The organism is Corallococcus sp. CA054B (assembly GCF_003611625.1).
GTDB classification, from domain to species: Bacteria; Myxococcota; Myxococcia; order Myxococcales; family Myxococcaceae; genus Corallococcus; species Corallococcus coralloides.
The window spans coordinates 19,228-32,047 of the sequence record NZ_RAVY01000015.1 but is presented as its reverse complement, the minus strand read 5'-3'; the positions used below and the strand labels follow the sequence as shown (position 1 = coordinate 32,047).

Here is a 12,820-nt window from a genome sequence, read left to right as displayed (position 1 = left end):
TTCTTGGCGCCCTTCCGGCGGCGCTCCCGCGTCCCCCGGCCTTCCCCGTATGCTTCGTCCGTGCCCGGGGCAGGTCCGCAACAGTCTTACGAGGAGGAGGTCCTGCTCGCGCTGGACGAGGGGCTGCTGTCCTCCGAGGAGGCGGCCACCCTGCGCGAGGAGGCCCTCCGCCTGCACCGCGGGCCCCTGGAACTGCTGATGGAACGGGGCCGGCTGACGGAGGACACCCTGGACCTCTTGCGGCAGGACCTGGCTCGCGGCTGCACGGACCGGGGGGAAGTCCCCGTCCAGGAGGCCGCCACGCTGGGCACGGCGGTTCCGTCCTCGCTGGCCGTGGAGGGCGTGCCCTCCTTTCCGGTGCCCGGCTGGGACCGCTACGAGCCCGTGCGCTTCCTGGGGCAGGGCGGCATGGGGCAGGTGTTCCTGGCCTATGACCCGCTGTTGCGCCGCAACGTGGCCCTCAAGTTCGTGCGCGACGGGGACCCGGAGCTGGCCCGCCGCTTCCTGTCGGAGGCCCGCGCCCAGGCCCGCGTGCGCCACGAGCGCGTGTGCGAGGTCTACGAGGTGGGCGAGGTGCGCGGGCACGCCTTCATCGCCATGCGCTACGTGGAGGGCCCGTCGCTGGGGCAGCTCTCCAACTCGCTCACGCTGGAGCAGCGCGTCTGGGTGCTGTGCCAGGCCGCGGAGGGCGTGCACGCCGCGCACCGCGTGGGGCTGGTCCACCGCGACCTGAAGCCCGGCAACATCCTGGTGGAGCGCACGGAGGACGGAGGCTTCAACCCGTTCGTGATGGACTTCGGCCTGGCGCGGGACTGGCGTGAGGACAGCACCACCCCGAACGCGGTGCTGGGCACGCCGCACTACATGCCGCCCGAGCAGGCCCGCGGCGAGGGCCACCGCCTGGACCGCCGCGCGGACGTCTACGCGCTGGGCGCGACATTGTATGCGCTGCTCACCGGGCAGCCTCCCTTCACCGGCGGCACGGAGAAGGAGGTGCTCGCGAAGCTCCAGGCGGAGCCGCCGCCGCGTCCGCGCGCGCTGGAGCCGGACATCCCGGAGGACCTGGAGGCGGTGGTCCTCAAGTGCCTGGAGAAGGAGCGGCCGCTCCGCTACGACTCCGTGCGCTCCTTCACGGACGACCTGGAGCGCTTCCTGGCCGGCGAGCCGGTGCGGGCCCGCCACGGCGCGCGCTACTGGCTGGGCAAGAAGGTCCGCAAGCACCGCGCGGCGCTGGCGCTGGGCGGCACGGTGGTGGCGGTGGTGGCCGGCGCGCTCACGCAGGCGCAGCTCGCGCGCGGCGAGGTGGCCGAGCGCGAGCGGCTGGCCCGCTCCTTCACCGAGCGCGTGGAGCGCATCGAGTCCTCGGCGCGCTACTCCGCCCTGTCGCGCCTGCACGACACGCGCAAGGACCGCGAGGCGCTGCGCGCGAGCATGGCCGCGCTGGAGCAGGAGATTTCCCGCGCGGGTGCGCAGGCGGTGGGCCCCGGCGAGTACGCGCTGGGCCGCGCCCTGTTCGCGCTGGACGACCTGGACGGCGCGCGCGGGAAGCTGGAGTCCGCGTGGGCCCACGGCTACCGCGAGCCCCGCGTGGCCTGGGCGCTGGCGCAGACGCTGGGCCACCTGTACCGCGAGCAGCTGCTGCTGGACGTGGAGCGCCGCGCCCCCGCGCAGCGCGAGGCCCGGCTCAAGGAACTCAACGGGCGCTACCGCGACCCGGCGCTCGCCTACCTGCGCCAGGCGGAAGGGCCGGATGTCCCCGCGCCGCCGTCGTTCGTGAAGGCCCTGTTCGCCTTCTACGAGGACCGGCCGGAGGACGCGCTGGCGCTGCTGGACACGCCGGGCACGCAGTCGCCGTGGTTCTACGAGGCGCCGCTCTTGCGCGGCGACATCCTGCTCGCGCGGGCCACGCGGCGCTGGAGCGGTGGGGACCGCGCGGGTTCGCAGGCGGACCTGGCGCTGAGCCGCGAGGCGTACACCGCCGCCGTCGCCACGGCGGAGAGCCAGCCCGTGGTGCACTCGGTGCTGGGGCGGCTGGAGCTGGCCGCGCTGGTGATGGAGCTGTACGGCGAGGGCAACGTGCTGCCCCACTACGAGCGAGGCCTGGAGGCGCTGTCGCACGCGCTCGCCGCGGCGCCGGACCATGCCCGCTCGCTGGTGCTGGTGGCGCGCTTCCACCGGCGGCTCGCGCAGCAGCGGATGAACCAGGGCGGCGAGGGCGTGACTCCGCTGCTGGAGAAGTCCCTGGCCGCGCTGCGCACCGCGGAGGCCGTGGCCACGCCGAGCGACCGCATCCCGCTGGAGCGGGCCCTGACGCATCGCCAGTGGGCGCGCTACCAGCAGCTGCGCGGGGAGGACCCGAGCGGACAGCTGAAGCTCGCGATTGACTCCTTCGAACAGCTGCGCCCGGAGGACCGCGACTTCGCGTTCCACGACAACCTGGGCCTGACCTGGCAGGGGCAGGCGGACGCGGAGGCCGCACGCGGCGGAGATCCGCTGCCGCTGCTGGACAAGGCCATCGCCGAGTACCAGGCGGCGCTCCAGCTGAGCGAGCAGCAGCCGTTGTCGTGGATCAACCTGGGCGTCGCGTACCGCAAGCGGGCGGGCGCCCAGGGTGCGCCGGATGCGACGGGCGACCTGCGCCGCGCGAACAGCGCGCTCACGCGGGCCCTGTCCCTCAACCCGGACAACTTCGTCGCGTGCTTCAACGGCGCGGAGGTGGCGGAGCAGCTCGCGCGAGCCCGCTACCTGAAGGGCGAGGACGTCAGCGTGGACCTGGAGCGCGCCCTGACGCTGTACCGGCAGGGGCTGGCGCTCAACGCGAAGCCGCCCGCGCTCCACAACGCGCTGGGCTCCGCGGTGTTCTGGCAGGCGGAGCTGCGGGCAGAGGAGGGCGGCGACACGAAGGCGCTGCTCGACGAAGCGAAGGCGTCGTTCGAGAAGGCCCGCACCCTGGCGCCCACGCAAGGCTTCGCCTTCAACAACCTGGGCGAGTGGGAGGTCTTCCGCGCGGAGCTCCAACTCGCGAAGGGCGAGGACCCGAGCGCCGCGCTGCGCGCCGCGGTGGAGGACTACACGGAGGCGCTGAAGCGGCTGCCGGACGACGCGGACCTGCTGGCGAACCTGGGCAAGGCCTGGGTGCGCCACGCGACGTGGACGCTGTCACAGGCGAGAGACCCGGCGGCGGACCTGACGAAGGCGGAGGCGGCGCTGAACCGGGCCCGCGAGCAGAACCCGCGCCTGGGCAATGCCTGGCGCTATCTCGCGGAGGTTTCCGGCATCCGGGCGCGCTGGATGGCGCGGGGGCACGGCGCGGCGGACGGCGAGTTCACGCGCGCGGCGGAGGCCTTCGAGGAGGCGATGAAGCTCGACCCCAGGCTGGAGTACCGGCTCGCGGCGGCGGAGCTCCACGACGCGTGGGCGCGGTGGCGCATCCGTGAAGGGCAGGACGCGGCGGCCGGGCTGACGCGGGGACTGGCGCTGGCCGACGCGGTGGTGGCGGCCCGCCCCCGGTGGAGCCGGGCGCGCGAGGTGAGGGACGGCCTGGTGGCGCTGCGCACCGGACCGCGTGTCCCGAACCCGGAGAGCGTGGTGGATGCACCCACGCCCTGAGGACGTCAGCGGCGGACCTCCACCGGCGGGTCGCTGTTCACGTCGATGCCGCCGTTCTTCCGGTCCGCCTGCCTCCCGGTGAAGCAGTCGTCGTGGTGGAGCGACCGGTCGCGGTGGTGCCCGCCGCGTAGCCGGTCATCACGAAGACCACCAGGTCGCCGTGCTTCACCTCCGGCGAGGGGGCATGGGGGACCGCTGGGATGTTGCACGGCCGCGACACGGGACAGGGGGCCCGGACACGCCAAGGGCATGTCAGGGTCCGGGGCTGACGTGTCCGTCGGTCAGATGGTCTCCGGCGGGTCGTTGTTCACGTCGATGCCGCCGTTCTTCCGGTCCAACTCGAGCGGACCGACCTTGTCCTCGCTCCGGGTGCTCGACCCATCGTCGATGGTCGCGTTGAACTCGTAGACCCGCTTCGGCGCCGTCATGGAGACGGTCAGCGGAGAGGTCGCCAGCGAGTGGGTCCCTCCGAGCTCGTACGGGTACGGGGTCGTGGCGGAGACGGTGAGGCAGTTCCCGTCGGGGAACGTGATGGTTGCGGTGTAGGAGGCAGGGTAGCTGCCCATCGAGAACACCACCGTGTCACCGTGTTTCACTTCCGGGCCGGGGTTGTAGCTGATGGGAACCGTGGAGAGGTCGACTGTGATGGTGGCCATAGGTCCGCATAGCATTGCAGCCCCTGTACCAACATGCATGTCTTGAAGACGCGCCCGGATGTTTCACTGCCGCGCATTTCCGGACGCGTCAATGACACGTCCGGGGCCGGGAGCTGACGTGTCCGGCGCCTACCGGAGCAGCTCCTTCGGCGGGTCGTTGTTCACGTCGATGCCGCCGTTCTTCCGGTCCCACTCGTGGCCCTTGCGGGCCAGGGACTCCTGCCCGCTGTTGAAGTCCACGTCGAAGGCATAGACCCCGCGCGCCGCCGTCAGGGAGACGGTCAGCGGCGCGGTCGCCATCGTGGGACCCCCGAGCGTGTACGGGCCAGACGTGGTGAGGCAGGTGCCGTTGGGGAACGTCACGGTGGCGGTGGCGCTGAGCGCGTTGCCCAACGTGAAGACCACCTTGTCGCCTTGCTTCACATCGGGGCTGGGGTTGTAGGTGACAGGGGTCGTGGAGACGTCGATGGTGATGGTGTTGGGGGGCATGGTGCCCTCCGCCATTGCAGACGCCATACCAGCTCAGCTCGCGTCCAATCCCAGCTCACGCACGCGGCGATGGAGCGCGCGGCGGGAGACCTCCAGCTTCTGCACCATGCGGTCCAGGTCACCCTCGCACTCGTGGAAGCAGCGGGTGATCTCCTCCGGGCTCAGGTCGCGCGCGGTCCGCAGGAGCGAACTCTTGTCGATGAGCACGTACACGGAGGAGCGCGGGATGCCCAGCCAGTCCGCCGTGGCCTTCAGGTCCCACGCGCAGGCGCGCAGGGCCTCCAGCACCTCCTGCTCGCTCACCTCCGACGGCTTGCGCCGCGCGGGTGCGCGCGTCTGCGAAGGCGCGGGGGTGTCCTCCGAGGCAGGGGAGGGCGCGTGCTCGCTCAGCGGTCGTCCGGGGATGGGCAGCGCGTCGGCGTCCAGCGACTGCTCCAGCCGCGCATCCACGCGCAGCCCCGGGAGCCCCCGGCTTCCAATCACGAGCTGCCGCGCGACGTTGCGAAGCTGGCGCACGTTGCCGGGCCACGCGGAGCGCACCAGCCGCGCGGCAAGCGACGCGGGCAGCCACGGCTCCGCTCTCGCGTCCGAGGAGCTCAGCCGCCCCGCCTCGCCCGTGGACTCCAGCTCCTGGCGCGCGAAGTGGAGGAACAGCGGAGCGATGTCCTCGCGGCGCTCGCGCAGCGGGGGCACGGTGATTTCGAAGCCCGCCAGCCGGTGCAGCAGCGGGGCCTTGAAGTGGCCGTCGTGGATGCGCGCCTCCAGGTCCGCGTCCGTGGCGGTGACGAGCCGCACGTCCACGCGCACCGGGGTCTGCGCGCCCACGGGATAGACCTCCTGGGTCTCCAGCACGCGCAGGAGCGCCGCCTGGACCTCCGGAGGCGCCTCCGCCACTTCATCCAGGAAGAGCGTGCCGCCGTGGGCGGCGCGGAAGAAGCCCTCGCGGTCGCGCGCCGCGCCGGTGAACGCGCCCCGCACCACGCCGAACAGCTCCGCGGCGATGAGGTCCTTCGACAGGGCGCCCAGGTTGACGCTGACGAAGGGGCCCGCGCGGCGCGGGCTCCGCGCGTGGAGCGCTCTCGCCACCAGCTCCTTGCCCGTGCCCGTCTCGCCCCGCACCAGCACGGGGACCTGGAGGTCGGCCACGCGCAGCACGTCCTCGCGCACGCGGACGATGCCCTCGCTGTCGCCCACCATGCCCAGCGCCGCCAGCTCCGCCTGGGCACCCGCGCCGCGCACGGTGGCCTGGTGCAGCAGCAGCGCCACGCGCCCGGCGAGCACCAGCGGCACGCCCGCCGCCAGCGCCTCCGCGGGAAACTCCCGCCCGCCGCGCACCGGCTCGCTGCCCACCCACACCGGCGTCCCGCCCTCCGGCACCCGCAGCCGCACGCTCCCGTCCGTCCCCGCCTCGAAGCGCACCGGCGTGCGGCTGAGGAACGGGTCCCCCAGGGGCAGCGCCAGCACCGCGCCTGGACGGCTGAAGTCCGGCGCGTTGCGGGACAGCGCCACCGCGCGCTCTCCGGACAGCAACCCGTCCAGCAGCAGCCGCTCCCCGATGCGCTGGGGCTGGGCATGGCCAATGAGCGTCAACGCCGGCATCACCTGGGCGCCCTGCGAGGGCGCGCCCTGCGTGCGGACGGCGGTCGTGGAGAAATCCGTGGGGTTCTTGGGCAGCATGGACCTCCCAGGCAGCCTACAACGGGCTGGCTGCCCCGGGGCCCGGCAGGCGGCGTTCCTTCTCGCACGCCTTCTGGCAACAGCCAGAAGCCGTCCCCTCGGCTGCTCGCAAGGTGGGCATTGGCGGTAGGGGCGGAATCCACGCCCGCGCCCCATCCGATGAATAGGTTTGTGACGCGTCCCGTGTGGATTTTCGAGAGAGCGCGCGACCTCCATGACTCCATCGACCTCGAACATCACCGTCTTCGACGCCGTCCTCTTCGACCTGGATGGCGTCGTCATCGACACGACCGAGCTGCACTACCGCGTGTGGGACGAGTTCGCCCGCGAGCGGGGCTACGTGCCCACGCGCGAGCAGCTGCTCGCCACCAACGGCCGGCGGGCCGGGGAGACGCTGCGCGCCTGGTTTGGCTCGCAATTGAACGACGAGCAGGTGGCCGCGCTCACCGACGACCGGGAGCGGGCCTTCCACCGGCTGCTCGACCACGAGCCGGTATCTCCCGTCCCCGGCGTGGGTGCCTACCTGATGTCCCTCAAGCAGGCGGGCGTGCCCTGGGCCCTGGGCACGAGCGCCCTGGCGGAGAACGCGGAGCGGGCCCTGGAGCGCGTGGGGCTGGAGCACCTGTTCCCCGTGCGGGTGACGTCCACGGACGTGTCGCGGGGCAAGCCGGATCCGGAGGTGTACCTCAAGGCCTCCGCCGCGCTGGGCGTCGCGCCGCACGCGTGCGTGGTGTTCGAGGACGCGGTGGCGGGGCTGCGGGCCGCGCGGGCCGCGGGCGCGGCGTGTGTCGCCGTCGCCACGTCGTTCCCGCGCGAGGTCCTAGTGCGCGAGCGGCCGGACTGGCTGGTGAAGGACTTCCGGGACCTGCCGCAGGCGCTGCGTCCCGGAAGCCACGGCCTCACGGCGCCGACGGCACCTCACCCGTGAGTACGCAGATGAGCGCGTCCGGGTCACACTTCACGGGGAACAGCGGGTTGATGCCGGAGCCGCGCAGCCGTCCCGCGTCGTAGTCCGCGTACGGGTCGCACAGCGTGTCGTCCGGCAGCTTCGTCTTGCTGTTCTGGCACTTCACCACCGGCCAGATGCCCTTCACGGTGTACTCGGCGTTGCAGCCGTTCTCCGCGTAGACGAGGTCCGCGGTGAACTGCGTGCCCGGAATCTCCGGCGTGTTGTAGATGCGCAGGTTGCTCCACGAGTAGGCGAAGTCCTGCTCGGGCAGCAGGCCGCCGTCGGGCGCCGCGGACGCGGGCACCTCCAGCCGCGTCTGCGTGAGCTCCGGCACCGAGCAGAAGTGGTCCGCCCCCGGCGTCGCGGAAGCGAAGGCGCCCACCGCGGTGGCGGACGCCTTCGAGTCCTCCGTCAGCCGGGACGCGAAGTCCTCCATCAGCTTGCCCAGCCGCGCGCTGCGCACGCCCACGGTGTCGGGGCCGGCCGGGTCCGGGTTGAAGAACTTCTGCAGCCCCAGCGGCTCCGGCTTGAGCCGCGCGCAGACGGTGTCCGGGTTCTGGCCGGGCTTGAGCTGGTACGACGCGGCGAACGAGCCGGTGGAGCCGTCCGACACGGCGCGAGCCACGACGCACTCGGGCTCCGGTTCACTGCCGCAAGCACCCACGGCGACGGCCGCCGCCGCGAGCCCTGCACTCACTGCCATCCAACGAAGCTTCATCGCGGGAGTCCTCATGGGCTTGGGCCTAGAAGCTGAGCTTCGCGCCCAGGCGGATGGAGCGCGGGGCCTGGTAGGCGGTGGGCCGCTTGAAGTTGGGGTTGATGTCCTGCACGCCGATGGGCAGTCCCGTGGCGGTGGAGATGACCTTGCAGTTGGGGTTGTTCTCGCGGAGGCAGGCGGTGAGGTCGTCCGGCTTGCCGCCCTGCTCGATGGGGTACACGCGCGTGGTGGCGAAGGTCTGGTCCACGTCCGTGTACTGCTGGAAGTTGAAGAGGTTGAACACGTCCAGGGACACCGTGAGGACGTAGTCCTTCACCAGCCGCTGGTTGAGGCCCACGTGCCCGTCCACGCCGTGCACCCAGGGCAGCCGGCCCGCGCTGCCGCGCGGCAGGATGAACGTCTCCGAGCCGCTGCGGCGCGGGTGCAGGCCCAGGTAGTTGAGCGGCGTGCCGGAGCGCGCCCGGTAGTTGCCGCCCACGTTGATGCTGGTGGACGGCCCCAGCACCAGCTCCTTCGCGGCGAACACCTTGAAGGAATGCGTGCGGTCCCCGGGCAGCTGTCCCTCGCGGTTGACGGTGAGGGACACCAGGTCGAAGTCGCGCGTGAGGTTGGGGGACAGCTGGCCGGTGTCCGCGCGGAACAGGCCGGAGTAGTTCCCGCGCAGGTTGGACCAGGTGTAGCTGGCCTGGGCCAGCCACCCGTTGGTGAAGGCGCGCTGGAAGTAGAGGTTCACCGCGTCGTACTCGCGCTTCGCCAGCGGGAAGTCCGTGGAGTAGCCCTTGCCCGGGTTGCCCAGGAAGAAGGTGCTGCCGTCGTCGCGGCTCATGTCCTCGATGACGTCGTTGAGGTAGCGCCGGGTGTACGTGGCGCCCAGGCGGCTCGCGGTGAAGAGCTCGTACTCGCCGCCCACCACGAACTCGTCCGCGGACTGGGCGCGAATCTGGGGGTCCGCCGGCACGCGGTCGCCGCCCTGCGCGTCCCACAGCTGGTTGGGGCTCTCGCGGTTGCCAATGGGCTGGCGGTTGGCGTTCTGGGTGCAGTCCCCGAGCAGCGAATCCTCACGGGAGGGGTGGCACGGGGGCGAGTCGTAGGTGGCGGAGAGCAGCTGCTGCTGCGGGAAGGACAGGTCCGCCATGTCCAGGGGGACGTTCTCGAAGAAGCGCGCGAAGTTGGCGAAGAGCTTGGCGCGGCCACTCTGCGTCGGGTCGTAGATGACGCCCAGGCGCGGGGACCACTGGTTGGGCAGGTGCAGGCCCACCTCGCCGTCCAGGCCGTAGATGGTCTGCACGTCGTAGCGCAGGCCCACGTTGACGGTGACCTTGTCCATGACGGACCAGCTGTCCTGGAGGAAGCCGCCCACGGTGGTGGACGTGGAGGTGCCTTCCTTGTTGGGCAGGAACACCGGCAGGTCCGGGGCCGCCAGGTAGCCGTACTGGTTGAGGGTGAAGAAGCAGTCGCCGCCGGTGCACTCCTGCCAGTGCGTGAAGCCGGTGCGCGCGCGGTTGTTGTAGAAGCTCATCCGCTCGATGTCCGCGCCGGCCTTGAGGATGTGGTGGCCCAGGGCCTCCAGCAGGTACGTGCCCATCACCTTGCCCTGCACGCGGTCCAGCCGCTGGACGCTGATGGTGCCGGGGCCGCCGGTGGAATAGCCCGTCACGGGGCAGCGCAGCCGCTGCTCCTCGGGCGTGGTGCCACAGGCGTCCGCGGAGGGAAGCGACTCGAACTCGTTGATGGTGTGGTAGCCGGGGTTCCGGTTGCGGGTCCACGAGATGCGGGGCTTCGCGTCCAGGCCCACGCCGGAGCCCAGGTCCGAGCCGTCCGACGGGAGGATGGAGTCCGCCTGGTGGTGCCAGCCGAGCGTCGCGTCCACGAGCAGCTTCTTGTCGAAGAAGGACGACGCCTGCTTCGCCACGATGTCCATGGCGCTGTTGCTGCGCCGGGTGGCGATGGATTCATACGAGCCCTGCACGAAGCTGGTGCACGACAGGCTGGTGCACACCTCCGGCTCGCCGTCGTCGCTGAAGGAGTACTTGCCGCTGCCGCCGGAAGAGCGGGGCGTGCCGAACACGGACACGGACAGGCTGTGGTCCGGGTTGAAGTTGTAGGTGAGCTTGCCCAGGTACTGCACGCTGCGCTCGTCGGCGAAGCGGCTGGTGCGGCTGCCTTCGATGGGGCTCACCTGGGAGAAGCCGGTGGTGGGGTCCTTGCGGCGCGCGCCCACGGCGGTGCAGCCGTTGGCGGGGTCCACCTCCGAGCACAGCTCGTAGCTGCTGAGCTGGCGGTTCACCTGGATGCGGTTGAAGGACGGCGCGACGCCCACGTAGAACCAGAGCTTGTCCTTGAGGAGGGGGCCGCCCAGGTCGAAGCCGAAGTCGCCCAGGTTGTGGGCGCTGCCCTGCGCGGAGATGACGCTGCCCTCGCGGAGGATCTCCTTGCCGGACGTCTGGAACGCGCCGGGCGCGTAGTTGGCGAACACCGAGCCGTGGAACTCATTGGAGCCGGACTTGGTGACGACGTTGAGCACGCCGCCGGTGGAGCGGCCGTACTCCGGCATGTAGCCGCCGGTGATGATGTTGACCTCCTTCACGAACTCCACGGACAGGGGCGTGCCCAGCGTGCCCACGCCGGGGTCGTTCACGGACAGGCCGTCCACGACGTACTGGCTCTCAGGGGACGAGCTGCCGCTGATGCTCACGCCGTAGCGGTCCTCGCTGGCGCCGGGGGCGAGCTCCGCCAGGCCTTCAAAGGAGCGGGACGCGGAGCCCTTGGTGCCGGGCCGGATGACGGCGATGTTGCGGATGAAGTCCTGGTCCACGGTGACGCCCGCGGCGCTGGAGCCCACGTCCAGGGTGGGCGGAGAGCCGACGACCTCGACGTCGGAACTCAGGTTGTCCGGCGCCAGCTCCGCGTTGAAGCGGATGGTGCGGTCGATCCTCAGCAGGATGCCGTCGCGGGCATAGGGCTGGTAGCCCTGGGCCTCGAAGCGCAGCGTGTACGTGCCCGGCGGAAGCTGGGGGATGCGGTACAGGCCGCTCTTGTCGGTGAGGACCGTGCGCTCGCCCTGCAACTGGGCCGAGGTGGCGGTGACCACGACGTCCACCAGGGGCTTCTTGTCGAGCGCGTTCGTCAGGGTCCCGGTGATGACCGAGTTGCCCTGGGCCCAGGCCCCGGCTCCCCACAACACGACCATGAGCCACAGCCCACGGATGAAACGGATTCGTCTGGACACGTCTGCGCCCCTCCCGGCGAAGGGGGCGAACTTTGTCGCAAAACGTGAGAAATCCACCAGCCCAAATCAAAAAGACTTTGCCGTCAGAGCGGAAAACGGCTGGCTCGCTGCGTCAGCAGACTGTGTCCGCGCGGAGTGAGGGGGAGGCGCACGGGCAGTTCGATAGCCTGCGGGACGGACGCGGCTTCCATCCCCTGCGCCATCGGCCCGGGTGAACTCACGACCTTCTCCACGCCGGAGCATTGCGGCAAGGGCGCTGGTGGCCGTGCAGGGCGTGCTCGCGGGCACGGCGGCCTTCGGCTTCGTGCTCTTCCTGATGCTGGGCGCATGGAAGCGCTCAGGGGATGTTCCAGGGCTCCGAAGTGAAGAGCGCGTGGAAGAGCGTGGTCTCCGGCGGCTTCATGAAGTTGACGTAGAGCGGAACGGGCGTCTGGGCGACTTCGAGGGGGAGCGCCGTGGCGCCGTAGTTCGCCTCGATGCGCTGCGCGACGACCTCCGCGATGCTTCGCAGTTCCAAGGGAATGGGCCCCAGGAACACCTTGGAGTCCAGACAGCGCTTCCCCACGTATTGATGCCGAACGCAGTGCACCGTGTAGACCGGGGCCAGGATGCTGAGATAGCCGGCGACGGTCCAGATGAACTGAGGCCGGCTCATGATGCGCTCGTAGGGGGGATAGACGAGAGCGCCAAAGCTGGGGTTCGCCAGGGGCGGCGTGTAGTCCCTGGCATCGCAGCCGGGAAGTGCTTCTCGAAGCGTCTTCACAAACGCCCCCCAGCGGGGTCTTTCCGAATTCTTCACCTCCCAGAGGGCCTCGTAGCGAAGATCCTCGGAACTGGGCTCCTGACGGAAGACATAGGACAGCTCGGCCCCCCAGTAGCGCCGAGCAACCGCGAGCAGGTCTTCCGCGGAAGGTGTCATGGCTTCCGGCCTCCGGCCCCCATGGAACTGGTGGCCTCGTGACACGTCGGAGCAACCCGTGAGCCCCGGACCGCACCACCGAGTGCCAGGGTGAAGGTGTCCCTGAACTGATTGCAGGCAAGCCCTAGTGCTGTGACAGGCGTGGTCGAACTGAACACAGTCTGGGCCGCCAGGTTCGCGCAGTCCGCTGAGATGCGCTGGGCTAGTTCCCGCGGAAGGGGTCCCAACGCTTTTGTCTCCAGGGGCATCCCGATGCCCAGCGTACACTTGAAGATTTCTCCCGTGTCACGCCGTAGCGGAACATGGACACAGGCCTCTCTCCAGCCTCCTGGCCCTGGCTCTGTCTGTTCAACGACCGTGACGAACCGGAAGTGCCGGGGCTGGAGGCTCCCCTCCACCACGGTCCCAGTCCCTGTCGCGCAGCCCGTGAGCAGCCACGCCATTCCCAGACATGCCGCCTGTCTCGTCGCGTCCATGGCCTTCCCCCCGGAAGACCGCCGACGTCACTTCGGAATCCTCTCAAGGCTCCATCGGCTCAGGGGGCAGGCTGTCCGCTGAGCGACGCGGCTGAATC

At 70.8% G+C, this 12,820-nt stretch carries 8 protein-coding genes; 2 read left to right on the top strand and 6 right to left on the bottom strand.

What is annotated here, in order from left to right; genetic code table 11:
* The first annotated feature begins 60 nt into the window (after nt 1–60).
* Nucleotides 61–3,609, top strand: a complete 3,549-nt coding sequence (locus D7V80_RS06150; RefSeq protein ID WP_120587296.1) for a serine/threonine-protein kinase — start codon at nt 61–63, stop codon at nt 3,607–3,609.
* Between the two features lie 281 nt (nt 3,610–3,890).
* On the opposite strand, the gene D7V80_RS06140 is transcribed toward D7V80_RS06150, so the two are convergent.
* The 3 genes from D7V80_RS06140 to D7V80_RS06130 all read right to left on the bottom strand — a co-directional run bounded on the left by D7V80_RS06140 (nt 3,891) and on the right by D7V80_RS06130 (nt 6,431).
* On the bottom strand, nt 3,891–4,265 hold the full coding sequence (locus D7V80_RS06140; protein ID WP_233585172.1) for a hypothetical protein: 375 nt from the start codon (nt 4,263–4,265) through the stop codon (nt 3,891–3,893).
* Between the two features lie 129 nt (nt 4,266–4,394).
* Nucleotides 4,395–4,754 carry a hypothetical protein gene (locus D7V80_RS06135; protein ID WP_120587295.1) on the bottom strand — a complete coding sequence of 120 codons (360 nt, stop codon included), beginning with the start codon at nt 4,752–4,754 and terminating at the stop codon, nt 4,395–4,397.
* A gap of 33 nt (nt 4,755–4,787) precedes the next feature.
* Nucleotides 4,788–6,431: a sigma 54-interacting transcriptional regulator gene (locus D7V80_RS06130; protein WP_120587264.1), complete on the bottom strand. Its 1,644-nt coding sequence runs from the start codon at nt 6,429–6,431 to the stop codon at nt 4,788–4,790.
* A gap of 214 nt (nt 6,432–6,645) precedes the next feature.
* Between D7V80_RS06130 and D7V80_RS06125 the strand changes: the two genes are divergently transcribed.
* Nucleotides 6,646–7,359 carry an HAD family phosphatase gene (locus D7V80_RS06125; RefSeq protein ID WP_120587263.1) on the top strand — a complete coding sequence of 238 codons (714 nt, stop codon included), beginning with the start codon at nt 6,646–6,648 and terminating at the stop codon, nt 7,357–7,359.
* Here D7V80_RS06125 and D7V80_RS06120 read toward each other — a convergent pair.
* The 3 genes from D7V80_RS06120 to D7V80_RS06110 all read right to left on the bottom strand — a co-directional run bounded on the left by D7V80_RS06120 (nt 7,331) and on the right by D7V80_RS06110 (nt 12,246).
* On the bottom strand, nt 7,331–8,083 hold the full coding sequence (locus D7V80_RS06120; RefSeq protein WP_233585171.1) for a hypothetical protein: 753 nt from the start codon (nt 8,081–8,083) through the stop codon (nt 7,331–7,333). The genes D7V80_RS06125 and D7V80_RS06120 overlap by 29 nt on opposite strands.
* Nucleotides 8,084–8,123: 40 nt before the next feature.
* On the bottom strand, nt 8,124–11,288 hold the full coding sequence (locus D7V80_RS06115) for a TonB-dependent receptor domain-containing protein (protein ID WP_370452464.1): 3,165 nt from the start codon (nt 11,286–11,288) through the stop codon (nt 8,124–8,126).
* 376 nt (nt 11,289–11,664) lie between these two features.
* Nucleotides 11,665–12,246: a hypothetical protein gene (locus D7V80_RS06110; protein WP_120587260.1), complete on the bottom strand. Its 582-nt coding sequence runs from the start codon at nt 12,244–12,246 to the stop codon at nt 11,665–11,667.
* Between the last annotated feature and the right edge of the window lie 574 nt (nt 12,247–12,820).